Source organism: Nocardia sp. NPDC055053 (genome assembly GCF_053608285.1).
Genome location: NZ_JBSGVD010000017.1, coordinates 74,854 through 98,473, shown reverse-complemented (window position 1 = coordinate 98,473; position 23,620 = coordinate 74,854). Strand labels below are relative to the sequence as shown.

Sequence of the window (23,620 nt, the reverse complement as noted above, 5' to 3'; positions counted from 1 at the left end):
GTTTCCGAAACCGCACCGCCGACCCGGCCCGCATGCGGGCGGCCGCCGACATGGCCGACCCGCTCGATGCTCTGTTCCTGCATGCCGCGACGGCCATACTCGATCGGCAACAGCACGACCAAGCGACCCTGCGAGCCATGGGAGTGGCGCTGCGGTCGTCGACCGCGCACGACGACACCTTGCGAATGACCGCCGACGATGTCGAGATCGTCGACGGCAGTACCGAATCGAGCAACGATGTCGGCGACGCGGGGCGCCGGACGACGCTGTTCGAGCCGGAGGTCGCGCTGGCGGCCGAGATAGCCGGCCGAGGTCCGATTCGCGTTCTTGTCGATACCGACCAGCAACTACCCGCGGCGATCGCCATCGCCCTCGGTTCGGGATCGAAACGGATCGAGCTCTGCGGAAGATTCGCGTTCGCCCACCGCGCGACGTTGTCTCGCCTCCCCGAACTGCGTGGTGCGACAGTGTCGTCGTGGATTCCGCGCTGGCAGTTGGCAGGGGAATGGTCTGACGGAGAACCGGTAACCGTGGTCGCGGACCCAGCTGATCGGCGCGAGGGCGAACCATGGATCGGGTGGCTCGATGTCGCGTCCCTGCTCGAGGTGCCCACGTCCGGATGGCCGTTGTGCCGGGGACTGATTCTCACTGCTGCGGCTCGACCCGGCCACACGCAATTCATCAGCGGCGCCAGCGGTATGGCCGTAGATATCGCCGGCGTCGTCGGGCAGATGTCGTCCGGTATCCCGGTACGTGTCGAGCTTCTCGTCGGTGCGCCTGGGGTGGAGTACGACAGCATCCGGGAAACCGCGCACGGCCTGGCCGACGACAACGAACTGTGTCTTGCCGGGCTCCGTCCGTTCCGTCTCGGCGTGGACACACGCGGTAGCTGGGGCGGTCGCCAACTGATCCGTCGCCCGCAGCCCACCGACCGGGACCTGCCCAGAAGCCAGGACTTCGACGCTGCGGAAACGATTGAACCACAGAAGATTTCGGCAGTGATCGCTGATCTTCTGGCCGGACTCTCACCCCGGACCGAGCTTCTGCCTGGCCGTTTCGCGGCGACCGTGCCGATGACCGCGACAGGACAGGACGGCTGGTCGGCCAACGCGCAGGTCGTGCGGAACGACGGACCTGGCCCCGACGGCCGGGGACCGGGGCACTTCGTCGTGAACCTGGCCTCCGGCAGCGCTTTCCGCCTGCACCCTCGTCTCGCCCCGGTCGTGGACCGGCTCGCGCGTGGTGACCGATCGGTGGCCCAGCGGTTGTCCGACCGTGTTCGTGACCGACTATCCGGCCAACTGGCCGGAGCGGGTGTATGGAGAGGGTCGCTGTGACCAGAGAATGGCGCGTCGGGCGAGTGTTCGTCCTACGCCACGCCGGAATGCCGTTCGATTGGCTGGAAACCTTTACTGCGGACGCAGCGCTGCTCGCCGCCGCGCAGGACGTACTGGACCGGGAAGCAACGCTTCTGGCCGCTGCCGGCGCGCACGCGGACACAGTGCGTTCCGCGGTGCGTCGAGGTTCCACGGCCACGCTACCGGCCCTCACCAACCCGGATGCCCGTGCCGCGGTGCGGGAATGGGCGGATGCCGCTCGTCGCTTCGAACACGCCTACGAAGACGCGGACGCCGCGGCGGGCGATCAACTGCGCGAGGTGCTGCGCCGACCCGAAGTCGGCGAGGCAGTATTCCTCTCGAATCCCGATGCCTACCGGAACATGCTGGTGCCCTACCTTTCTCACGAAGGTGTCCTGAACTCGCGGTGGCGGCGCGTCCGACGCCAGATGTACACCTACGTCCAGCGATTCTGCGCCAAGAACGAAACCGTCAGCTTCTTCGGCCCCATGGCGTACGGAACAGCCGGTGCGACAACCAGGCTGCACCGAGGACGCCCGCGAGTACGACGCGTATTCCTCTCCGAGTGGGCGGTTCGCACCGTGATCCGGGCGATAGCCCGCGATACCCGGCTGCTACCGCACCTCCGATTCCACCCCGTCGCCCCCACCGGCACCGTCGCACCCGAGACCTTCGCCGAACTCCCGATCGGCGGGACGCGGTTTATCGACCTGGTTCGCACGACCGGCCGTCCAGCCAGAGAAATTGCCGCGGACCTGCGCAAACTGTTGGCCGACGGAGCCGCCGACGTCGAACTCGGCGGAGGAGAATACGACACTGCCCCCTTGAGTACTCTGCGCGACCAACTCGCGGCGATGCCGCCGCTGCCCGCCAGAAACGAGTGGATCGACCGAATCGACGAACTCGAGAGTCTGCGCGCGGCACTGGAAGACCAGCCGCTGGACAAACGCATGGTCACCGTCGCCACCTTGGAACAGCGCTTCACCGAGATCACCGGAAAGCCGGCCCGGCGCGGGGCGGGAGCGACCTATGCCGACCGGGCGATCTTCTTCGAAGAATGCTCCTCGGAGTTCGACCTGGAGATCTCCGAAGAGCAACTGGCCGAGTGGGAACGGCGATTGACCCCCCTCCTGGAGGTGGCGGTTGCGCACGGCGCCGCGACCCAACAGGCGGCGGTAGAAGTGGTCCGTGGCGCGCTCACCGACGCCGGGCACGATCCCGACGAATCGATGACGCTCGCGGCCTGGTCGACACGCGCAGCCGCCGCGTTGGAAGAACGGGAGGCGAGCACCTCGCGCTTCCGCACCGGACATGCCCCCACCTATTCCGGTGAGGCCGCCGATGAGGAGATCTCCACGCTGCTCGAGAAAGCCGCAGCCCTGCGTGGGGACCGCTATGCCGTGGTCGACCTGTGCCCACGGGCCACCGGCGAGCACGCACTTCCCGGAGCCCCGCTGATCGTTGCGCGTACTCACCACCATCTCCTGGTACACAGTTGGCTCGCCACCATGTTCGACGATCCCGGGCAGTTCGCGGCTGACGCGAACGAGTGGATCACCGGCTGTGCCGGCGAGCTGGTCGGCCTCGACTTCGGGCGACGTAACAAGGGCTACTACCGATTTCCGGGACCGGAGGTGGCATTCAGGCCACTGTCGTGGGTCGACACTCGACGGAAGGACCTGCTGACTCCCGACGAGGTGACGGTCACCCCGGTCGGCGAGCAGGTCGAACTCCGGGACCCGCGGGGGCGCCGTCTTCGTACCTATGTGCCGCTGAGCGATTTCGTGAAGTTTCCGCCGACCGCGGCGCTGTCGCATCCGCAGGTGGTGCATCCGGTGTTCGCCAACGCCCAACGGCATCAGCCCGAGGTCGAAGTCGAGGGCGTTGTCGTGCAACGGGCACGGTGGGAGGTGGCGACCGACGAACTCACGGCATCGACACCGTCGGGGAGATTCCTGAACCTGCGACGCCTCGCTCGGCTGACCGGCTCCCGGTTCGTCTTCTGCCGCAGCGCGACAGAGCGGAAGCCGTACCTGTTGGATCTGGCCGCGCCACTGGCCGCGGATCTGCTGGCTCACATAGCCAAACAGCCCGGCGAGCTCGACATCGAGCCGATGTCGCCGGAACCGGAGATGCTGTGGCTGCGTGACCAGCAGGGGCATCGCTACACCAGCGAGGCACGGATTCAAGTCATCGGTCACGACGCCGAGGAGGCTCGGTGACCAGAGTGCTGTTCGCCGAGAACACCGTTCGTGGCGTCGTGCGCGTCGACCCGACCGGAACTATCGAGCGTGAGGACCACCGAACCGCGGGAGGCTGCGTGGAAACGGTGGACGCTGCCGGGATGGGTGAGCACCGCGCTGCCGATGACGCAAGACAACTTCCCCCTGCGGCCGCTGCGGCATTGACGCATGTCCTTGCCCAGCCTGTCGACGCGGTCGCCGCCTGCTGCGAACCGCTGCTGCGTGAGCTTGCCCGCGAGACCGGCGCCGTCGTGCGGGTCGCCGGACTGCATCAGCGAATAGTCGCCGGTGATCCGGAAGCCCTGGTCGAGGACCAGCGGCGATACGCCTCGGTGGAGGTGCAGATAGACACCCCGCGTGGACCGGTTTCCGAGGCCCGACTGTCGAACTGCGATGCGATCGGAGGCGAGAGTATCGCCGCACTGGTCGAGGAGTTGCGCACACGAGCATCGCTGCCGTCCGTCGATCCGGACGAGATCGCGTGGCAGCACGCGGATCTGGTACTGCTGCCGGGGCGAGCGGGCGCGTTCTTCCACGAGCTCGTCGGACACCCGCTCGAAGCCGATGTCCTGGCGACCGGGACCAGCTGGCTGTCCGGGCGACAGGGTGAGGTGATCGGTCCGCGCTGGCTGACCGTTGTCGACGGATCGATCGAGGCAATAGGCGGCTTCCACAGTGCGGTCGACGACGAAGGAACCGCATCCTCGCCGGCTGTTCTGCTCGACAGGGGTCGTGTCGGCGAACCGATGACCGACGCCATGTCCGCGACGCGGCTCGGCCTTCGCCGAACCGGCCACGGGCGCCGGTTGAACTACCGGCACCCCGCCATCCCGAGGATGACCCACACCGTCGCCACCATCGAGCCGGGGATCGCCGCCGACGCCCCGCTACGACCGTATCTCGCACCGTTGGGGCTACGACTGGAGTCGATGAATCTCGCCACCGGCAATTTCGTCTTCCGTGCCATCGACTCGCTGTGGTGCGAACCAGGTGCGGCGACACGCCGGTTCGGGCCGATCGAGATCCGCGGGAACGCCGGTACCGCGCTCGGCGCACTGGTCCCGGTGGACCCGGCGACCCGAGCCTACGGCCGGGCCAATCGCGGCTGCGGCAAACTCGGCCAGTTCCCGCTTCCGGCATCGTTCGCCAACGCCGGAATGAGCTTGCCCGCCAACGCGATCCACATACGGACCGTGCGCCATGAATGAACTGGACCAGACCACGCAAACCCTCCTGGCGGGCCCACGACGGAACCGTTCGGTCGATACTCTCGCACTGCGTCGCGACGAGTCGGGAGCGGTCGTCTCCTCGATCCGGCTCGGTATGCCCGAGCCGGGCACCGACACGATCGACTCGGTGACCGCAGTGATCGGCACGCTCGATCGGTGGAGCATCGATCGAACGGTTGGCCTGCAGAGCGCGATCGTCACCACGCGGCAGCGAAAAGACTCCCGGCACACGAGCGTGCTCGCGCGGCTCGAAACCGCCTTGGGGCCGGTCTTGGTCGGGTCTGCGACAACAGCCGATCCCGCCGAACTCAGCGATGCACCCGGCCTCGCTGCTCCGCCGAAGCTGCCGAACCGGCTGGTCGCACCCCCCACGGATTGGGTGCGGCTGCCGCTGTGCTTGCGGCCGGAAGTAGCCGCCGTGCTCATCTCCGGCGCGGGATTCTCGCTGTTGTCCGCCAAAGGAACCGTGACGCGGCAGACGATGACGGGACGCAAGCTGCTACCGGGACTCACCCTCACCGAAGTACCCGTGTGGCCCGCCGAAGGAACACCCGACGACCTCGGCGGCACGGCGACAGCCGTCGCTCTGATCGAGAACGGACGGGTTCTCGCCCCAGATCCCGCACCGCGGCTGGTGTGGAATCACGACCTCGGAGCCACGGCTGCACCCATCATCACCGGGTGGCGGCTCACCGGCCCGGAAGCGACCGAGCCGTCGCGGGTGATCGAGCTCGTCCACTGCGTGGAAGGACTACAGCGCTACCACTCCCGCGGCTGGGTCCGGCTGACCTGCCTTGCTCGTGAGAGCGGCCGCGACGCCTGGTTTTCGCTGACACTGACCGCCCGGCCGATTCACCTGCTGCGCTGCGCCATCGGTACGACCGGCCCGGCCTCGACCGTCTACACCGATGCCGAAGTGACCACATCAACCGTGCTCCTGCCTTCAGCAGAAACGCTCAACACGAAGGACCGCGATGTCATCACCGTCAGTCAGCCATGATTTCGCCATTGTGGGAGGCGGCATCGTCGCCGCCTGTCTCGCCGACGAACTCGCCACCACCGGCGCCTCGGTCGTCGTCTTCGACGCGGGCACCACTGCCGGTAGCGCAACCGCGCGCGCCGCGGGCGTCGCCGTTCCGTCGTTGCGCTACCTCAGCGATCGAGAGTTCTACCAGTGGCTGTGCACCGCCCGTGAGAGTCTGGACTCCGATATCGCGATACTCGAGCCGGAGTCGGGCCCGTTCTCCATGGCTCGTCCAATTCTGCGGGCACTACGGCGAACCGACGCCGACCAGTACGCGACTCGCCTCGCCGATGTCGACGGCACATGGGTCGAGCACGCCGAACTCGGTGAGATCGCGCCGGGACTGACCCTGCCCGAAAGCCGGCGGTACGTCCTGAGCGACGGCTTGATGGTGGACGGGGCCGGATATCTGCGCGCGGTCCGCGATCGCGCACTTGCCCGGGGCGTCACCTGGTTGCAGGGAACCGACGTGCGCGAACTCTCCGAAGACACCGCCGGAGTCAGCGTGCGGACCGGCAACGGCATGTACCGGGCCGACCGTGCGGTCGTCGCCGCCGGAGCGTGGAGCAGTTCCCTCGGCGCACCGGCCGTGCGCCCACAACGCGGTCAGATGATCCGCTTGCGCACCGAGGTCGAGCTGCCGGTCATCTTCTCTTCGGCGCTCTACCTCGCTCCGGCGATCGGTGGTGGTGTCCTCGTCGGCGCCACCGAGGAGGACACCGGCTTCGACGAAAAGGTCACCGCGGGTGGACTGTCGGGCCTGCTGTCGTTCGCGACGGCGGCGATGCCGGCATTGGCGGATGCGGAACTGGCCGAGTTGCGTGCCGGACTGCGCCCCGTGACCGACACCGGTCGACCGATTGTGGGTGCGCTCCCGGAACGCTCCCGGCTGTTCGTCTGCGCCGGACACGCCGGGCACGGCTTGCTGAGCGCCCGCGCCACTGCGGTGGGTCTGGTCGCCGGCCTCGCCGAAGACGACTGGGACTCGCTGCCCTACAGCATGTGCCCGAGCCAAGTCGCTGCCCGATCGGCGCGGTGACCCCGATGCGCATCGATCATGTCCTGCTCGGGTCCCGCCGCATCGAACCGTTGCGGGATCGGCTACGCGACGAATTCGGGTTCGGCATCACTGATGGCAGTCCCAACCCGGACGGCACTGCCAGCTGGATCGTCCCCATGTCCACCAACCAGGTGCAATACCTGGAACTGCTCGTCATCCATGACGAGAACCAACTCGCCGGCTCCGAATTCGGGAGACTGTTCCTCGAACGCACAGCAGAGGGGCCCACACTGCTGAACTGGGCTGCTCTGGTCGACGATATCGAACAGGTCGCAGCACGGATTACCGCCACCGGTGCGTCTGCGGATCTGGTCACCGGAGAGTCGGTGCGCGCTGATGGGGGAGCGGTCCCCTGGGCAGAGGCCGGATTCGCCGCATCATGGGCCGCACCGGAACGACCGTTCTTCCTGTCCTACGGCGACATGGCGACACGGCAGCAGCGTGTGCCGGTCGACCTCGATGCCGCGGCCCACGATCACGTGCCCACCGGAATCACCGGAATCCGGGTTCGCACTGCCGACATCACCGGGTATCGCGCCTGGCTGGGCGATGAGAACCCTGGCATCGACATCGCCGAGGACGCCACCGGAGGCATCGACGAGGTACGGCTGAGCACGACCGAAGGCCAGGTGACACTGCGATGGTGACGAAGTCGCCGGTACTGCACGCGATCGTCACCGGCGCACCGCCTGCGGGCGGAGTCGGCGCGCTGGTGTCTGCCGCCCAGGCAGACGGGTGGCGTGTCGGGGTGATCGCCACCGCTTCCGCCCTGCCGTTCCTCGACATCGAGGCGCTCACCGCGATGACTGGCTATCCGGTGCCGCACACGTTCCGGTCCGTGGGCGAACCGGAACCGTTGCCGCCCGCGGACGCGGTCATCCTCGCCCCGGCCACGGCCAACACGATCGCCAAACTCGCGACCGGAGTGTCGGACACGCTCGCCACCGGCCGATGCGCTCAAGCCATCGGTGCAGGCGTTCCGCTCGTGGTTGTCCCGTTCAGTACCCGCGACCACCTGGCGCACCCGGCGATCGCCATAGCCATGTCGTCGTTGCGAGCCTGGGGCGTCACCGTCCTGTTCGGCGAACAGGTGTGCCCCTTGCCCGCCGGCGGGCCGACAAGTGGTGCGGCCGAGGCCTTCCCGTGGCGGCTGGCCTGGGACCGCGTTCGCGCGGAGTACGAGAAACCGGACAACGATCAGCGGAAGACGACACCATGAACCCATCCGTAGTAATACTCAGCGGCTCGCTGAGTCGCGGCTCGGCGTCCAACCGACTCGCGACCTGGTGCGCCGAACGGTGCGCACCGCACACCGAGACCACGGTGTTTCACGGTCACCAGCTCGAATTCCCTTTCTACACACCAGGACTGGCCGACTCGGCGACAGTACGTCCATATTTGGACGCACTCACCGCTGCTGACGGCGTCATCGTGATCTCACCGGCCTACCACGGCAGTATCTCGGGGCTGCTGAAGAACGCCCTGGACTACATCAACGAGCTGTCCACCGATACGCGTCCTTACCTGCAGGGGCGGGTGTTCGGTTGCGTCGCGGTCGCCGGTGGGGAACAGGGCGCGGCCAGTACATTGGCCGCTCTGCGTGCGATCAGTCACGCGCTGCGTGCGTGGCCGACCCCGCTCGGCGTCGGCATCGCCCGCCCGCCGTTCACCACAGACGGACTACCCGCCGATGCCACCGTCGCCCAGCACTTGCCTGCCATGCTCAACCAAGTCCTGGAAATGTCGCGCGCGCTGAACCACAAGGAGCAACCGCTCCCGGTCGGGAGCCAGTGATGGCAGTGGACACAGCGGTGGCCGGCGCACCGTCGAGTCGCGCGACTCCCCTCGCGATCGTCACCGCGGCAGTGGCATTCGTTCTGCTGTTGGTTGTCTCGCTGGTGTGGACCCGGCCCGCCGGGGCGGGGCCGGTGTTGTTCGCCCAATTGCTCCTGGCCGTGACCGTCGTCATCGTGAGCTGCCGGGTCGCCGGTCGCGCGGCGGTCGAACTCGGCCAACCCAGGGTCATCGGGGAAATCGCGGCCGGAATCGCCCTCGGGCCGTCGCTGCTCGGCCAGCTGTGGCCCGGCGCGATGGACGTGCTGTTCCCGGACCCGGTGCGGACACCGATGAGTTGGCTCGCCCACCTCGGCATGCTCCTGTTCTTGTTCCTGGCGGGGATGGAGATCGACCCGAAGCTGTTGCGGCGCAGCGGCCGCCTCACCACAACGGTCAGTCAAGTCGGCTTTCTGGTGCCGTTGCTGCTGGGAGCGCTGTTCGCGGTGTTCGCCTACCCGCGCCTGGCACCTCCCGGCGTGCAGTTGCTCCCGTTCGCGCTGCTGGTGGGTGCGGCGATGAGCGTCACCGCGCTGCCGGTGCTGGTGGTGATCCTGCGGGGCAGCCCGCTGCGTGGTACCGCACTGGCCGCCATCGCGGTCACCTCGGCCACTGTCGCCGACGTGCAGGCATGGATTCTGCTGGCCTTGGTGGCCGGTCTGGTCGGCGGTGTGGCCGGGGGGCTCCTGCCCACTGTCGGACTCACCCTCGCACTGATGGCCGGACTGATGGTGCTGCGCCCCTGGCTGCGCGCGTTGCTGAACAGCCAGGTGATTCCCTTACCGATGCGTGTCGTCATATTGACCGCCTGCGCCGTCGGATTCGCCGAGCTGTCCGCGCTGGCCGGAATGCACGCAGCGATCGGCGCGTTCGTTTTCGGCTTGCTCGTACCCCGGGTCGGCGTTGTCGCGGAGCGATCGATCGGACTGCTCGGACCAGCTGCTGCGATCCTGCTGATGCCGCTGTTCTTCGCCGGCAGCGGCATGGTCACGGATCTGACGAAACTCGGCGCAACCGGCGCACTGTGGGGATGGTTCGCCGTCGCACTGGCCGTGGCCTTCGTCGGCAAATACGGAGGAGTGGCTCTTGCCGCACGCGCCGCTGGTGCGTCGTGGCCGGACTCGGCGCGGCTCGGGGCTCTACTGAACTGCCGTGGAATGACCGAACTGGTCGTCCTGGGTATCGGGCGGGAACTCGGCCTGCTCGGACCCGAGCTGTTCACGATTCTGGTGCTCACAGCGTTCGTGTGCACAGCAATGACATGGCCCGCAGTCGCAGTGGTCGATCGATTCGGTCACACCGGCCTGCTCACAAGTTCTCGATGAAAGGTCTTCGCATGTCCGCACACCCCTTGAACGCATTCGATCGTCTGCTCGCCACCTTGCCCGAGGACGACTCGACCGCGGTGCGCGAATGGTTCACCACCTCGAACTCCTTCAGCGCCGACGCCGAAGGCGAACTCGACGACTTCCGCGATGTCTCGGCTGCTCGCCCACGCCCCGACGATCCCCGCGCGATTCGCCGCATCGGAATCGTCGGCGGCGGTACCGCCGGATATCTCACCGCGCTGGCCTTGCGAGCCAAACGACCATGGCTGGAAGTGACTCTTGTCGAATCCAGTGGAATACCGATCATCGGCGTCGGTGAGGCGACGACGCCGTCGATGGTGCCGTTCCTGCACCACTACCTCGATATCGACGTCGACGAGCTGTACCGCGAGGTCGCACCCACGTGGAAACTGGGCATCCGATTCGACTGGGGCCCTAGGCCCGCCGGCTTCATGGCGCCGTTCGACTGGGGGTCCAACTCGATCGGTGTGCTTGGCTCGCTCGCCAGCCAAGGCGATATCAACGCCTTCACGCTCCAGTCGTTGCTGATGGTGGCCGACCGAGCGCCGGTCTTCGACCTCGGCGACGGTGAACACATGTCGCTGATGAACCATCTGCCCTACGCCTACCACCTCGACAACGCTCGATTCGTCCGGTACCTCACCGAACTCGCCCACCGGCGCGGCGTACATCACCTCGATGCCACCATCGACGAGGTCGTGCTCGACGCCGACGGCTGGGTCGATCACCTGGTCACCACCGACAACCAGCACATCGAATTCGACGCCTACGTCGACTGCTCCGGATTCCGGTCGATGTTGCTGGGCAAAGCACTCGGCACCCCCTACGTGCCCTTCACCGACAGCCTCAAGACCGATCGCGCGATCACCGCGGTCGTGCCGCACCACGGCACGATCAAACCGTACACGCGCGCGACCACGATGGATGCGGGCTGGTGCTGGACCATCCCGACGCGCACCGACGATCACGTCGGCTACGTCCACTCGTCACGGTTCATGGACGAAGATGCCGCCACTGCGGAGTTGCAGCGGCTCTACCCTGACGCCCATTCCTTCCGGACTGTCCGGTTCCGCTCCGGCAGACACCAGGAAGCATGGCGTGGCAATGTCATCGCGATCGGCAACTCCTACGCCTTCGTCGAGCCGCTCGAGTCGAGCGGGTTGATGATGATCACGCTGGGCATCATGTCGCTGGTCGGATCGCTGCCCGCGTCATGGGACGAGCCCAGCCCGCGCGCCGTAGTCAACGCCGCACTGGCCAAGAAGTGGGACGAGATCCGCTGGTTCCTGTCCCTGCACTACCGCTTCAACACCCGCAAAGACACCGAGTTCTGGGTGGACGCACGGGCCGACACCGATGTTTCGGGTCTGCTGCCGTTGCTCGAGGTGTATCAGGGCGGCGCTCCGCTGCGATTCCGCGACCCGGTGGTGCGCGGATTCCTGGAGTCCACCGCACCCACCTTCTACGGCCTCGATGGGGTCGACTGCTTGCTGCTCGGTCAGGAGGTGCCGACGAAACTGTTGCCGCAGAACGAATCCGGCGAGGCATGGGCAGCGCGCAAGGCCGCCGCCGATGCACTCGTCGCCCGCGCTCTGCCCACCGAACTGGCGTTGCAGGCCTTCGATCAGGATCCGCAGCTCAATGCGGCCGTCCTGCGTTCGCGAGGCAGTTGGGCAGGGCCGCGTGGCGCCGAGCGCCTCGTCGCGGCCGAACCGGTCGGCGCCACGGGTGCGCGAGCCGAGTCGGCATGAGGCAGATGCCGGCTACCGGTGCCTTCGATCTGCTCGACCCCGAAATCGGCCGGCGATGCCGGGCCGCGGTCGACAAGCACGCCGACGACCTGCGCGAGCTGTCCCACGCCATCCACGCGGACCCCGAAACAGCGTTCGACGAACATCGTGCCGTCGCACGATGCGCGGATCTACTGCAGGCGAACGGCTTCCGCGTGCAGCGCGAAATCGGTGGACTGGCAACGGCATTCAGCGCCGAGTACGGATCCGGGCCGTTCGTTGTCGTGTTCTGTGCCGAGTACGACGCGTTGCCCGGGCTCGGCCACGCGTGCGGGCACAATGTGATCGCCGCGGTCGGTGTCGGAGCGGGCTTGGCGCTGCGCGAGGTCGCCGACGAACTCGGCATCACCGTCCGTGTGCTGGGAACTCCCGCCGAGGAATCCGGCGGCGGAAAGCTCGTCCTGCTGGCGGCGGGGGTCTTCGACGACGCCTCGGTGTGCTTGATGGCACATCCGGCACCGGAAGAGAACTGTGCCCCACGGTCTCTCGCGGTGATGGATATCGAGGTCACCTATCACGGTCGCGCCAGCCACGCCGCCTTCGCGCCGCAAGCAGGAATCAACGCCGCGGATGCGCTCACGGTCGCCCAGGTGGCGATCGGCCTGGCCCGTCAACACCTGAGGCCCCGGCAGATGGTGCACGGCATCGTGACCGATGGTGGGGATCTACCGAATATCGTGCCGGAGCGAACCCGTGCTCTGTTTCTGCTACGGGCATCAGATCTCGAGGATCTGTTGGATCTGCGGAACCGGATCATGGGGTGCCTACAGGCCGGGGCGAACGCGACCGGATGTACCTTCACCATCGCCGAGCCGACCCCGGCCTACGCCGAACTCGCGCATGACCCATGGCTCGTCAACGCCTACCGCCGGGCCGCGCGGGCACTGGGACGACCTCTGCTTTCCGAGCAGGCCGAAGCCGAAATGCCTACCGGTAGCACCGATATGGGCAACGTCAGCCGTGTGGTGCCGAGCATCCATCCCACACTGGCCATCGACTCCGGCACCGCGGTCAACCATCAACCGGAATTCGTCGCGGCGTGCGTGTCCGAGTCGGCCGACCGCGCAGCGCTGGACGGGGCATTGGGCCTGTGCTGGACCGCGGCGGCCGCCGCCGCCGACCCGGATCAGCGTGCGCGCCTGGACCGCGCGCGTACCGACCGGCCGCGGGCACACAGCCCATCGAGGGAGGAGAGGCCGTGACGTCAGGACATCCGCTCGTCGGTCAAGCCGATCCAGTCGAACCGCAGGGGACATTCACCCTGGCCAGGCAGGTCGTCCTGCCTGATCGAGTGCTGCGAATCCAATTGCGCCCGTGGGCATTGCTGCGTACCCCGGGGTTCCCCGCTCAGCTGGCAGACACCGCGACGGACACACAGCGTTTGGCTGCCATCGCACGCGTCTTGGACAGCGAAGCCGCGCTCGATGCGATCGCAACCGATTTCGACGAAAGGGTCGCGCCCGAGCTCGGCGAGTTCGCGAACCGACATCCGAATCGACAGCGGACGCAGCGGGCGGTGCGTCACGTGCGTCGTCTGTTGTCCGCACGTACTGAACTGGACGTGCGTGCGACGGATCTGTTGCTCAGCGCGGGCTTGGAGGACTGGTCGCTACGGTGGAACAAGGCCGCGCAGGACTATCTGTCGCGTCTTGCCCCGGTGGCGGCCTCGGAATCCGACGCGTTGTCCGCGGCCCGATCGACAGTGCACGCAGCCTTCGCCGATGAGCGAATTCGCCACGCGGTCTTCGTATCCAATCCCGACTTCCACGATCATGCCGCCGCGGTCTGGGACCGCGATCCCACCGAGGTGCTGAACGGATCGGCTCGTCGAACTCTGGCCACGTTGCACCGTTATCTGCGGCGGTTCAGCACCCGGTGCGAAACAGTGTCGTTCTTCGGGCCGGTCCAGTTCATCGAACTCGACGGTGCGGCGACAGAGCCACTGGCGATCGACGAACCCGGTTCCGAGCGGATCATCGTCGAGGCAAGTAGCTGGCTGGTCGAAGCATTGACCAGCCACCTCACGGCCGCCGCCGATCCCGCTGACCGATCGATACGACGCAATCCACTGTTCGCCGAGCTGCCCGGCGGGCACGGCCTGCGACATGCCGCCAACGGCCGCAAGTTCCGCGTCGACGCGCCGAGGCTCGCCCTGTGGCGCGCCGCAGACGGGCGCACGGCCGTCGAAACGGCCGAAGCGTTGGGGTGGACCGTCGATGAAGTGCTGGCCACCGCAAGCTCACTCGGTGGTGCGGTATCGATCCTGGCTCACCCGACACCGTCCGTGGAGCTCCATGCGCTGACACGCCTGGCCAGGATGAGCGATGACCCGGTAGTGGCCGGGCTCGCCGCGGCGCGTGATCGCTACGCAACCACCGCGTGGCCGCAGCGGCGCGCGGTGCTGCGCGATGCGCGCCGTCTCGCCGGTGAGTTGGCGGACGGCTCGACCCGCAGACAAGAGGGTAGCCACTACGCCGATCGGGAAATCTTTCACGAGGATCGAACCGGTCCCCACAGCGAGAGGATCCGAATCGGCGGTCCAGCCCTGGAAGGGATGGGTGACGCCCTGGGTTCGGTACTGCCGATCTGTTATCTGGGGGCCTTGCTACGCCGCGCCGACGCGCGTGCGGCCCTGCGGGAAGCGCTCGGGGGCAAGGCCACACCGTTGGCAGAGCTGACCAGCCTCACTCTGCCGACAGAGGGACCCGCGATGCGCGAGTTCCGTGACCGGCTCGAGTCGGCGTTCGCGCGCAGCTCCGATGTTCGCTCGGGTGAGCTGCATGTCGCGTTGGCCGATCTGTGGTCTTCGGTCCCACACGACGCAGCGGCGGATGTCTGTTTTCCGAGCCCGGACCTCATGGCACTCGGTCCGGAATTGTCCACAACGCCATGGCTGTTGGCGGAACTGCACGACGATTGCAGCTCGATCTATGGTGGGCTCGAATCCCCGTTGCACACCGACCCTGGCCGGTTGTGGCGCGAGTTCGCCGCGGACGTCGCGGCATCGGTCGGTGATCAGGGGGCCACCATCGTGGGGCGCCGGCGCAGCGCGCACGTCACCCCGGAGCTGCCTGGTGTGTCGATCGAACTGGCGGGACGGTCGAGCAAGGAAGAGAGTGAGATCGTCCCGATCGCCGAGGCCGTCGTGGCACCGGAAGGCGACGCGGTTCTGGTGCGCGGGCAGCGACGCAGGCTGTATCCGGGAGATCTGAACGCCACGTTGTACTGTGCGTTGGCTCTACCTTCCGTCGTGCCGGTCCCCGTCGGCTCCGGTGTGCATACGCCGCGGCTGAGCATCGACGGCACCGTCTATCAGCGCGAACGATGGCGGTGCCGTGTCCCGGAGTCCGGGAACGCGCTCGACCTGCACAGGCTTCGCCGTCGGCTCGGACTGCCCCGGCGAGTGTTCGTCCGGTACCCGGCTGAACCCAAGCCGCTGTATCTGGACTTCGCTGACCCGTTGAGTCTGCGTGAAGCCGCACGCCACGCAGGTGCCGAGGTGAGTGTGACCGAGATGCTGCCGGCATCCGACTCCCTGTGGTGGCCACTCCGAGACCCGCAATGCGCCGAATTACGAATCGGTTGTTCGATCACGCCCGTCGAGAAGGAGTCGAAATGACAATCGCTGGAACAGGCTTGGACATGCTGCTGATAGACCGCCCGCAGGAATACTGCGAGCGGGTGTATCACCGGCTGGCCACGGAACGGGTGGTGTGGTTCACCACCGTGACCTCGCGCGGTGTCGCGGCACCGAATCCGGTGTGGTTCTACTGGGATGGCGCGAGAATCCTTGTGGCCCATGACAACAGGGCGCATCGGTTGGCGCACCTGCGCCGCAACAGCGACGTCGTGCTGCACTTCGACTGTGGTTCTCTCGGGCGCGACATCGTCGTGATCGAGGGCGAGGCCGAACTGGCCGAAACGCCCGACGGCGGGCCGGATGCCGGGTACCTGGCGAAGTATCGGCACCCGATCGACGAGATGTTCGGGGGAGTGGAGCCTTTCCTGCAGTCGCATCGCGCCTTGACCTACGTGCGGCCGACGCGACTGCGTGGATGGTGATCGTCGGTCTCACATTGCGGTAGCCGCGATGAGGCTGGTGCGTTCGCTGGGCGAGTGCTCCACCCGATCGAGGCGGAATCCCGCCGATGCCAGCAGGTCGGCGGTTTCCTCCTCGGTGCGCTCACGCCCCCCGATGATCATCAGCAGATGAAGGTCGAGCAGGCCACGCGCTGCGGGCTGTCCGGGTCGGCGGAGACCGCCGACGATCAGCAACGTGCCCCCCTCGTTCATCGCTGTCCGGCAATTGGCGAGCAGGACTTGTGCCTGAGCATCATCCCAGTCCGATAGCACCCTGCACAGCACGTAGGTGTCGCCACCAGCGGGAACACCGGTCAGGAAGTCGGCACCCTCGACGCAGGCACGGTCTCCGAATCGAGTCAGCGCATTTGCCGCTCGCTCGACGACACCTGGTAGATCGACCACCAGAACACTCAGATGAGGATGCGCGTCGAGGAGGGTCGCTGCGAGCGTGCCGTTGCCCCCGCCGATATCGGCAACCACGGTCGCCCCACGCACCGCCAGGTCGCCCGTGACGAGCTCACATGACTCGGTGACCGAGTCCGCCATTGCGGCGTCGAAGTCCGCGGCCGCGTCTGGATGGCTGGCCAGATGCTGCCAGAACGACGTCTCGAAGACGGCGTCGAAGGCGGGTCGACCGGTCCGGATCGCGTGCGCGGATCCTTGCCACGCCGTGTATTGCATCCCCGCCGAGGTCGTTGCCCAGCGAGCAAGCGAGCCCGGTGCGTCGCGTCGCAAGAGCTCACCCGCCGGAGTGAGTGCGTAGCCGGCGCTCGTTCGGGTGACCAGACCGACCTCGAGCAACGCCTCGAGGAGGCGTTGTGTTGCCGGCGCATGCGTTCGGCACCGGACCGCGAGCTCGTCGGCCTCGAGGGGGCCGTCGGTGAGTGCATCGGCTATGCCGAGGTCGACCGCGAGGACTGTGACCTTGGCGCGCCGGTATCCGGTCACCAGTTCGCGGATCTGCTGTGCGGGATCGGATCTCGCGGGAGATCCGGGCTGTTCGGCGGGGTGGAAGGCGCGGTCCATGGGCGTCTCGATTCTGAATCGGTGCGGCGGCGACTAGATTTTGCCACAGATATACGGTACAACAATGCGGTACACGGATCCGGTAGCATGATACCGATACCGTGGCGGGTTGAGGTCCCTTGCGAAGTCGCATGGAGGCACATGCCGCCAAGTCCGAGAGCGTAGGGCTGGTGGGCTGTTGTCTGGCTTGCCGACTCGAATCAGTAGACAAGTAAGGAGTGCACACGGTGAACGCGATCGGTAGCCGGCCCGGAGTGGCCTTGGTGGATGTTGCCGTTTCCGATCCCGCCGCGGCGGGCAAGTTCTACGGTGACCTGTTCGGCTGGGATTTCGATCCCGAGCTGTGGCCGAACGGCTACCGCTATGCCCGCGTCGACGGTTCGATCGTCGCCGGAATCCGCCCACTGAACGAGCAGGAATCGGCGAAGTGGGACGTCTACTTCGGAGTCGATGACGTGGACGCCGCTGCCGCCAAGATTTCCGATCTGGGCGGGCGCGTGGTTTTCGGCCCCAACGACGCGGGTGGCGCCGGTAAAGTCGCGATCGCTCTCGACACCGCGTCCGGCGCCTTCGGGCTCTGGGAGGCGGGGTCTGGATGGGACTTCGGCCATGGTCGTGATCACACACTGGTCTGGTCGGAATTGCTCACACCCGAAGCTTCGGTGGATAAGTTCTATTCGTCGCTGTTCGGCTTCGAAACCCATCAGATCGGCGAAGGGCCGTTCGACTACACGATCTGGACCCTGGGCACCGACACCTCCGTGGGTCGCCTGAAGTCGACCGACGGCGAAAGATCCTCTTGGACACCATATTTCGGAGTTGACCCGGCGATCGGAACAGACAAGACCGTCGCCCGCGCCACCGAGCTCGGCGCGCAGATCCTGTTCGGCCCCGCAGATATCCCGGCGGGGCGTGTCGCGACGCTACAGGATCCCTTCGGCGCGCAGTTCTGTGTTGTTGATCTTTCCCGTTCCACTCGTTGATCCGATCGGCTGCCCGATGAATACACACGAACCCGTTCACGCCAGCGCTGCCCGCATGTATGACTATTACCTCGGCGGCACTCACAACTTTGCCGTCGACCGTCAGCGTGCAGAAGAAGTCATCGCACTGCTGCCGATTACTCCGACCATCATGCGCGCCAATCGGCAGTTCCTGCGGCGAGCTGTTCGATTCTGCGCCGAACAGGGAGTGGATCAATTCCTCGATCTCGGGGCGGGCATTCCGACCGAAGGGCCGGTACACGAGGTAGTCGGTGCAGTAACGCCGGACTATCGAGTGCTGTACGTCGACAGTGAAGAGGCCGCGGCCGTCTACGGGAAGGAAATACTCGGCCCCGATCCGAGGTGCGCCTTTCTGCACGCGGACATCTGCGATATCGACGCAGTCCTGGACAGCCCGGAGGCCAAAGGACTACTGGATCTCTCGCGGCCGGTCGCCGTACTGCTGTTCTCGGTGCTGCAGTTCGTTCCGGACACCGCTGATCCATGGGCCGTGGTCGCACGCTACCGAGATCGATTGGCCCAAGGCAGCTATCTCGCACTCTCCCACGCCACGGCCGAGGGCTTACAGGCACAGTCCGACGATGTGACCGCGGTCTACTCCAAGACCGACAATCCCATTCAGTACCGCAGTGATACCGATATCCGCGCCATGTTCGATGGGTTCGGTCTCGTCGAACCGGGACTGACACGGATACCGGAATGGCGCAGGCCTGGTGACGAGGCAGACGGAGAGTATGTCGGAAAGGTCTTTGGCCTGGCCGGCGTCGGCACCAAGACGGGAACCGCATCAGAGGCGGCGGGTGGACCTGGGGGTACAGTTCGCCGATGACTGTTGCTAATACCCGGCGGCGGCGTGCAGGTGGCGAACGTCGGCAGGCCGTCCTCAAGAACGTTATCGAGGTCCTCGCCGAACGGGGATACCACAACACCCGTTTCCGAGATGTATCCGACGCCAGCGGGGTCGCGATCAGCACTCTGCAGGGATACTTCGGGTCACGGGAAGACATGCTCGTCGAGGCGCTGCAAGCGGCGACCGAGGGCGAGGTCACCGAGATGCTTCGAGTCGGTGAAAGCACCGAGGACCTGTGGCAGCAGGTGGTACTGCTGATCGATCGTGGCATCAATACCCCGACACCGGTGTGGCGGATGCTGATGGAATTCTGGACTGCCGCAGCGCACGACGACGAGTTGCGGGCCGACAGTATCGGCCTCCAGGCACGCTACCGGGCTCCTTTCGAAACAACGCTGCAACTCGGTGTCGACAACGGTGTTTTCCATCCGAAACACGACATCGGATCCGTCGTCGACCTGCTGGTCGCCGCGCTCGACGGACTCTGTTTTCCGCGGGTACTGCAACAGCCGTACCCGCACATCGAAGGTTTCCGAGCTGTTCTGCTCGATCAGCTCGCCATTACCCTGGGGGTACAGACGTGACAGTTCTGGTGACCGGCGCGACAGGCAAGGTGGGTTCGCAGGTACTCGCCGAACTGGGCCGCCGCGATGTGAAGGCGCAGGCCGCAAGCCGCCGCTCCGACCCTCCGTTCGATTGGCAGAACCCGCAAGGTTGGGAACGGGCCCTCGCCGCCGTCGACAAAGTCTTTCTGGTTCTGCCCGGCGGCGACGACGGCCACCGCTCGGTCCGCGGTCTCGGCGAGTCCGCGCTCGCCTTCCTGCAGGTGCTGGAACACTCGAACGTCGAACGCGTAGTGCTCATGACCGCACTGGGGATGGAGTACGCGCCGGAGACGATCGATCAGCGTCGGCTGGAGCTGGCGCTGCAGGCTTCGTCGGTCGACTGGACGATCGTTCGCCCGAATTGGTTCCACCAGAACGTCACCGAGGGGCCATTGCGCGACATCGCCGCTGCGGGGACCGGCACGCTGCGGCTTCCGGTGGCCGACGCTGCCGTGAGTTTTGTCGACACTCGGGATATCGCGGCGGTGGTGACCGAGGCGCTCGTCGCCGAGGGACACGTGGGCAAAGAGTACGCGTTGACGGGGCCAGAAGCGCTGACCTTCCATGAGTTGGCCACGCTGACCGCCGGTACGGGTATCGGCGTGGAAAGCTATGAGCCGGTGTCGCCCTCGGAGTTCGAACGATTCACCCTCGAACTCGGATGGGACCGAGAATATGTCGAGACGCTGCTCGGGCTGTTCTCGACCATCGCGGACGGATACGCGGCACCGACGACGACCGATGCCGCCGAGGTGCTGGGCGGACCCGTGCGCTCGTTCGCCGATTTCGTCGCCTCCAACGCCGCACCGCCGCAATGATTCTCACCGACCGTGTCGCGGGGGCGTTGCGTCCGTGAGGTAGACGAGTCGGATCGCGGTTCGCTACGTCGGCCCTGATCGCTGAAGATCGATGTCCGCAAGCTGAAGAACCTCGGGCTGACGTGCGGCTCCAGCGCCGGCTACGAGGTCTCACCGCGAGGCGCTGCGTACCTGCGTGCCGTCGACTCTCGGTAGGCAGGATCCGCGCTTGTCGTGCGCGCCTGGCAGGACGCGGAACTCGGCCCGACACTGGTCTCGAACGACAAGCGTGGGGGCGACGAAATGACAAGAACTGTAGAGAAATTCGCTGTCGGGGGCACCGGGCGGATGACGATTCCGTGGGTGATCTCGGCCGAGGGGCATCCGGAGCTGCGCGCGCGAGCTCGCTCAGTGCTTCGGTGGCTGGAGGTGACCCGCGAACCGAACTACGTCGACATCGGCTATTCGTTGGCCACGATCCGGGAGCGAGGGCAGGCAAGGGCCGTGATCCTGGGACGGGATCGGTCAGAGCTCATGCGCGGATTGCACGCAATCGCCACCGACGATCGAGCCGCCAACGTCGTGACAGGTACCCGAATCAGCAACGGCGGCGCATTCTTTGTCCTTGCGGCGCCGACGTGGCGCACGGTTCTCGGCGCGCGCGACGCTCTCCTGGAAGTCCCCAGGTTCGGCGCAAGTCTTCGCCGCTGCGCCGATCGCTTGGCGCCGTTCGTGGGACAAGACATCGCGCAGGTGGTCGCCACCGCGACCGACCGGCCAACCACAGACCAGATCGAGATGCTCACACCGGTGTGCTTCGTCGTTCATGTGGCCGCCGGTGACTGGTGGCGATCCTATGGTGTGTCAACCGATCTGGTGTTCGGTGAGCGTGGCAGCGAACTCGCAGCGGCAGTCGTCGCCGGTAGGTATCTGCTGGAGGACGCGGCGCCCGTGCTTGTGGGTGCGGCGCCGCCCGAGACCCTGGACCGGGCGAGGTTGCGACACCGCGTCCGACGATTGGCTGGGCATGGACGAAACGTGGTGATCGAACTCGGGACCTATCCCGTACTCAGGAGTGCGCTGTCCGACTTGCCGACCGAGGGCCGGGACAGCAGCCAGGGTGTGGTGACGATCCATCCGAACCACGACAACGAGTTGGAGGGTAGAGCAGTCTCCTTCATGCTTCCGCTGGCGCAGGCCTACGTGAGCGGAGTCGATGTTCCCTGGACTGCTCATTTTGCGGGGCGTCATGCAGTGTTGCTGGATCTGCCGAACTGAAGCTGCGGTCCTGGCCGCCGAGTGCCGAGACCTGGTGCGGTAGCGGACATCCGAAGGTCGCCCGCCCGACATTTCAACGCCTGTGTGAGCAGGCGGGCGCGACGGCGGCGTCCTCGGTCTCGGCGAACACCGACCAGCTACAACGGCTCCTACACCAGCCCAGCTCGCAGTCACCGAGAAGCTGTTTCTCCAGCCTTTCCTGCGTGAAGCCACCGCACCTGCGACAGATAACAGGAGGTCCGCTTATCGCGGTGCGGGGTTGTCGATCTGTTCGCGGAGAATATCGCCGTGACCTGCGTGCCTGGCGAATTCCTGGATCATGGCGAGTAGTGTCCAGCGCATGCTGACCTTTCCCTCGCGGGGGATATCCAGGGTGTCGTCGAGGTCGAAGCGGGAGGCGATTTCTCGTGATCGCGTGCTGGCGCGTTCGAACTCGGCGATGACATCGGCGAGGGACTCGTCGTCTGTGACGGTGAAGGTGCCCTCGTCGCGGCGGGAGTAGCCATCGCATTCGGATTCGTCCAGGCCCGCCCAGAATCGCTGAAACCAGATTCGTTCCGCGGCGGCGGCATGCTTGAGCAAGGAGATCGGTGTCGTCAGTGACGCGACGAGTCGCCTGCGGGCGTCGGCCTCGGACAGGCCGCGGGCGGTCTCGATCAGTGCGGCGCGGTTGCGGTCGAGCATGTTCTCGATAGTCGCTCGCTCGGCGCCGTTGGTAATTCCATAGGTACTCATGGGTCTTCACTCCATTCTGTTGGGATCGAGGCCGTGCGGTGTGTATCGATCGGCCGACACACGGCGGTGCGGCGATCGATGTCGGGAAGGGGAGAGACATCCGGCGTCAGAGAACGACCGGGAAGTAGGCATTCGATCTGCTGGTCGCGCTGATTGCGCAGGGATCGTGCCGAGAGGCGGTGACGACGCAGCCTTAGTCTGTCAGAAGGCGCTGCTGCCTGGGCCAGCATATCGCAGTTCCAGTGACCAGATGCCGTTCGATGAAGTTCACCTGACACGGGTGAGGTGGGTGAAGTGCGGAACCGGCATCATCGGTCCGAACGCGCCATGATCGAGGCCTGACCGAAAGGAATCCGCTATGGAACTGGCTTTGTCGACCACCCTGCACACCAGCTTCGACGACGCGATCGAGCGCACCCGAGCGGCGCTGGCCGCCCAGGGATTCGGCATCCTCACCGAAATCGATATGCGCGCGACCATGAAAGCCAAGCTGGATGAGGAGATGGAGGACTATCTCATTCTCGGCGCCTGCAATCCGGCCCTGGCTCATCGCGCTGTCGATATCGACCGGCAGATCGGCCTGCTGCTGCCGTGCAACGTGGTGGTGCGCCGCGACCGCGCCGCGAGCGACACCGTCATCGTCGAGGCCATGAACCCCGAGCTGATGGCGAGGATCACCGGTGAGCCCGCGCTCGATCCCGTCGTCGCCGACGCCACCGCGCGGCTGCGCGCGGCGATCGGCGAGCTCTAGGCCATCAGGCTCAGCAGACCGAGGTTCTCGGCCAGCGCGCCGTCTTGGCCGAGCGCGGTGAAGTCGGCCTCGACGTCGGCGCGGGCGAGCTTGCCCGCCCGCACCGCTCGATAGCGCACGAACGACCAGAGGAAGACGTCGAGGTTGTCGAAACGGGTCCCGCCCTCGAGCACCTCCTCCTCGTGGAACCACACCGCGACCTGGCCGTTGGTGAGCACGACGTAGAGGTTGCCGCCGCCGTCGGCGCCGAGGGAGAACACGTCCTCGTCGGTGACTTCGGTGGTGTAGTCGGCATCGAGAATGGCGCAGTCGTTGCCGGCGAAATCGAACGCGTAGGACCAGTCGAAGATGTCGAGGAACTGTGGCAGCGTGCCGGAGCGGACCCGGCGGTCGAAGGCCGCCAGTGCGGCGGCATCGGCAGGGGCCAGTTTCTCGAGAAACGGTGCCACCGAACGGGTTTCGGCGGGGATGGCGACCGGGTCGGCGTCAGGGAACCAGCGGGCGAGGTCGGTGTCGAGGCCGCGGTCGGTGTAGCCGACGAGATCGGTGAGGGTGAGCGTCACGCCCCGGATTGTAGGAACAGCGTCCGACATGTGCGCGCCGCG

At 66.4% G+C, this 23,620-nt stretch carries 22 protein-coding genes and 1 pseudogene; 20 read left to right on the top strand and 3 right to left on the bottom strand.

Annotated features, from left to right (window positions below; translation table 11 throughout):
* The first annotated feature begins 50 nt into the window (after window positions 1-50).
* The 13 genes from ACWF82_RS19420 to ACWF82_RS19360 all read left to right on the top strand — a co-directional run bounded on the left by ACWF82_RS19420 (window position 51) and on the right by ACWF82_RS19360 (window position 15,948).
* Window positions 51-1,337: a hypothetical protein gene (locus ACWF82_RS19420; RefSeq protein ID WP_452502947.1), complete on the top strand. Its 1,287-nt coding sequence runs from the start codon at window positions 51-53 to the stop codon at window positions 1,335-1,337.
* Window positions 1,334-3,580: a hypothetical protein gene (locus ACWF82_RS19415; protein WP_452502946.1), complete on the top strand. Its 2,247-nt coding sequence runs from the start codon at window positions 1,334-1,336 to the stop codon at window positions 3,578-3,580. The genes ACWF82_RS19420 and ACWF82_RS19415 overlap by 4 nt, the downstream gene beginning before the upstream one ends.
* On the top strand, window positions 3,577-4,809 hold the full coding sequence (locus tag ACWF82_RS19410) for a metallopeptidase TldD-related protein (RefSeq protein ID WP_452502944.1): 1,233 nt from the start codon (window positions 3,577-3,579) through the stop codon (window positions 4,807-4,809). Before ACWF82_RS19415 ends, ACWF82_RS19410 begins: the two co-directional genes overlap by 4 nt.
* Window positions 4,802-5,830 (top strand): hypothetical protein, encoded by a 1,029-nt coding sequence (locus tag ACWF82_RS19405; RefSeq protein ID WP_452502942.1) that lies wholly within the window; start codon window positions 4,802-4,804, stop codon window positions 5,828-5,830. Before ACWF82_RS19410 ends, ACWF82_RS19405 begins: the two co-directional genes overlap by 8 nt.
* The gene (locus ACWF82_RS19400; RefSeq protein ID WP_452502940.1) at window positions 5,805-6,893 is read left to right on the top strand and encodes an NAD(P)/FAD-dependent oxidoreductase; all 1,089 of its coding nucleotides are present in this window, start codon (window positions 5,805-5,807) and stop codon (window positions 6,891-6,893) included. Before ACWF82_RS19405 ends, ACWF82_RS19400 begins: the two co-directional genes overlap by 26 nt.
* Window positions 6,857-7,561, top strand: a complete 705-nt coding sequence (locus ACWF82_RS19395) for a VOC family protein (protein ID WP_452502938.1) — start codon at window positions 6,857-6,859, stop codon at window positions 7,559-7,561. Before ACWF82_RS19400 ends, ACWF82_RS19395 begins: the two co-directional genes overlap by 37 nt.
* A complete protein-coding gene (locus ACWF82_RS19390; RefSeq protein WP_452502936.1) occupies window positions 7,555-8,133 on the top strand; it encodes a flavoprotein in 579 nt (192 codons plus the stop codon). Before ACWF82_RS19395 ends, ACWF82_RS19390 begins: the two co-directional genes overlap by 7 nt.
* Window positions 8,130-8,708 carry an NADPH-dependent FMN reductase gene (locus ACWF82_RS19385; RefSeq protein WP_452502934.1) on the top strand — a complete coding sequence of 193 codons (579 nt, stop codon included), beginning with the start codon at window positions 8,130-8,132 and terminating at the stop codon, window positions 8,706-8,708. The genes ACWF82_RS19390 and ACWF82_RS19385 overlap by 4 nt, the downstream gene beginning before the upstream one ends.
* A complete protein-coding gene (locus ACWF82_RS19380) occupies window positions 8,708-10,072 on the top strand; it encodes a cation:proton antiporter domain-containing protein (protein WP_452502932.1) in 1,365 nt (454 codons plus the stop codon). Before ACWF82_RS19385 ends, ACWF82_RS19380 begins: the two co-directional genes overlap by 1 nt.
* An 11-nt stretch (window positions 10,073-10,083) precedes the next feature.
* A complete protein-coding gene (locus tag ACWF82_RS19375) occupies window positions 10,084-11,847 on the top strand; it encodes a tryptophan halogenase family protein (RefSeq protein WP_452502930.1) in 1,764 nt (587 codons plus the stop codon).
* Between the two features lie 5 nt (window positions 11,848-11,852).
* Window positions 11,853-13,088 (top strand): M20 family metallopeptidase, encoded by a 1,236-nt coding sequence (locus ACWF82_RS19370; protein ID WP_452502928.1) that lies wholly within the window; start codon window positions 11,853-11,855, stop codon window positions 13,086-13,088.
* 359 nt (window positions 13,089-13,447) lie between these two features.
* Window positions 13,448-15,505 (top strand): lantibiotic dehydratase, encoded by a 2,058-nt coding sequence (locus ACWF82_RS19365; RefSeq protein WP_452502926.1) that lies wholly within the window; start codon window positions 13,448-13,450, stop codon window positions 15,503-15,505.
* Window positions 15,502-15,948: a pyridoxamine 5'-phosphate oxidase family protein gene (locus ACWF82_RS19360; RefSeq protein WP_452502924.1), complete on the top strand. Its 447-nt coding sequence runs from the start codon at window positions 15,502-15,504 to the stop codon at window positions 15,946-15,948. Before ACWF82_RS19365 ends, ACWF82_RS19360 begins: the two co-directional genes overlap by 4 nt.
* A gap of 9 nt (window positions 15,949-15,957) precedes the next feature.
* On the opposite strand, the gene ACWF82_RS19355 is transcribed toward ACWF82_RS19360, so the two are convergent.
* Window positions 15,958-16,995, bottom strand: a complete 1,038-nt coding sequence (locus tag ACWF82_RS19355; protein WP_452502922.1) for a methyltransferase — start codon at window positions 16,993-16,995, stop codon at window positions 15,958-15,960.
* 227 nt (window positions 16,996-17,222) lie between these two features.
* On the opposite strand from ACWF82_RS19355, the gene ACWF82_RS19350 reads away from it, so the two are divergent.
* The 6 genes and pseudogenes from ACWF82_RS19350 to ACWF82_RS19325 all read left to right on the top strand — a co-directional run bounded on the left by ACWF82_RS19350 (window position 17,223) and on the right by ACWF82_RS19325 (window position 21,529).
* Complete coding sequence (locus ACWF82_RS19350; RefSeq protein WP_452502920.1) at window positions 17,223-17,978, top strand: VOC family protein; 756 nt, start codon at window positions 17,223-17,225, stop codon at window positions 17,976-17,978.
* The gene (locus ACWF82_RS19345) at window positions 17,950-18,828 is read left to right on the top strand and encodes an SAM-dependent methyltransferase (protein WP_452502918.1); all 879 of its coding nucleotides are present in this window, start codon (window positions 17,950-17,952) and stop codon (window positions 18,826-18,828) included. Before ACWF82_RS19350 ends, ACWF82_RS19345 begins: the two co-directional genes overlap by 29 nt.
* Window positions 18,825-19,433: a TetR/AcrR family transcriptional regulator gene (locus tag ACWF82_RS19340; protein WP_452502917.1), complete on the top strand. Its 609-nt coding sequence runs from the start codon at window positions 18,825-18,827 to the stop codon at window positions 19,431-19,433. The genes ACWF82_RS19345 and ACWF82_RS19340 overlap by 4 nt, the downstream gene beginning before the upstream one ends.
* Window positions 19,430-20,272, top strand: a complete 843-nt coding sequence (locus ACWF82_RS19335; RefSeq protein ID WP_452502915.1) for an NAD(P)H-binding protein — start codon at window positions 19,430-19,432, stop codon at window positions 20,270-20,272. The genes ACWF82_RS19340 and ACWF82_RS19335 overlap by 4 nt, the downstream gene beginning before the upstream one ends.
* 78 nt (window positions 20,273-20,350) lie before the next feature.
* Window positions 20,351-20,467 (top strand): annotated as a pseudogene (locus ACWF82_RS19330) (ASCH domain-containing protein); the annotation flags it as partial.
* 18 nt (window positions 20,468-20,485) lie between these two features.
* Entirely contained in the window at window positions 20,486-21,529 is a 1,044-nt protein-coding gene (locus ACWF82_RS19325; protein WP_452502913.1) for an acyltransferase domain-containing protein, read from the top strand.
* Window positions 21,530-21,772: 243 nt separating this feature from the next.
* Here the strand turns inward: ACWF82_RS19325 and ACWF82_RS19320 are convergent, their stop codons facing one another.
* A complete protein-coding gene (locus ACWF82_RS19320) occupies window positions 21,773-22,264 on the bottom strand; it encodes a DinB family protein (RefSeq protein ID WP_452502911.1) in 492 nt (163 codons plus the stop codon).
* 358 nt (window positions 22,265-22,622) lie between these two features.
* Here ACWF82_RS19320 and ACWF82_RS19315 point away from each other — a divergent pair, with 358 nt between their 5' ends.
* A complete protein-coding gene (locus ACWF82_RS19315; RefSeq protein ID WP_452502909.1) occupies window positions 22,623-23,015 on the top strand; it encodes a DUF302 domain-containing protein in 393 nt (130 codons plus the stop codon).
* Here ACWF82_RS19315 and ACWF82_RS19310 read toward each other — a convergent pair.
* Window positions 23,012-23,578, bottom strand: a complete 567-nt coding sequence (locus ACWF82_RS19310; RefSeq protein ID WP_452502907.1) for a hypothetical protein — start codon at window positions 23,576-23,578, stop codon at window positions 23,012-23,014. The two genes, ACWF82_RS19315 and ACWF82_RS19310, sit on opposite strands and share 4 nt — an antisense overlap.
* Window positions 23,579-23,620 lie beyond the last annotated feature (42 nt).

Bases quoted from the DNA above. Each gene is read 5' to 3' on its own strand.
- ACWF82_RS19420 (WP_452502947.1), top strand. From the start codon at position 51: ATGGCCGACCCGCTCGATGCTCTGTTCCTGCATGCCGCGACGGCCATA.
- ACWF82_RS19405 (WP_452502942.1), top strand. From the start codon at position 4,802: ATGAATGAACTGGACCAGACCACGCAAACCCTCCTGGCGGGCCCACGA.
- ACWF82_RS19400 (WP_452502940.1), top strand. From the start codon at position 5,805: ATGTCATCACCGTCAGTCAGCCATGATTTCGCCATTGTGGGAGGCGGC.
- ACWF82_RS19390 (WP_452502936.1), top strand. From the start codon at position 7,555: ATGGTGACGAAGTCGCCGGTACTGCACGCGATCGTCACCGGCGCACCG.
- ACWF82_RS19385 (WP_452502934.1), top strand. From the start codon at position 8,130: ATGAACCCATCCGTAGTAATACTCAGCGGCTCGCTGAGTCGCGGCTCG.
- ACWF82_RS19380 (WP_452502932.1), top strand. From the start codon at position 8,708: ATGGCAGTGGACACAGCGGTGGCCGGCGCACCGTCGAGTCGCGCGACT.
- ACWF82_RS19375 (WP_452502930.1), top strand. From the start codon at position 10,084: ATGTCCGCACACCCCTTGAACGCATTCGATCGTCTGCTCGCCACCTTG.
- ACWF82_RS19370 (WP_452502928.1), top strand. From the start codon at position 11,853: ATGCCGGCTACCGGTGCCTTCGATCTGCTCGACCCCGAAATCGGCCGG.
- ACWF82_RS19360 (WP_452502924.1), top strand. From the start codon at position 15,502: ATGACAATCGCTGGAACAGGCTTGGACATGCTGCTGATAGACCGCCCG.
- ACWF82_RS19355 (WP_452502922.1), bottom strand. From the start codon at position 16,995: ATGGACCGCGCCTTCCACCCCGCCGAACAGCCCGGATCTCCCGCGAGA.
- ACWF82_RS19340 (WP_452502917.1), top strand. From the start codon at position 18,825: ATGACTGTTGCTAATACCCGGCGGCGGCGTGCAGGTGGCGAACGTCGG.
- ACWF82_RS19320 (WP_452502911.1), bottom strand. From the start codon at position 22,264: ATGAGTACCTATGGAATTACCAACGGCGCCGAGCGAGCGACTATCGAG.
- ACWF82_RS19315 (WP_452502909.1), top strand. From the start codon at position 22,623: ATGGAACTGGCTTTGTCGACCACCCTGCACACCAGCTTCGACGACGCG.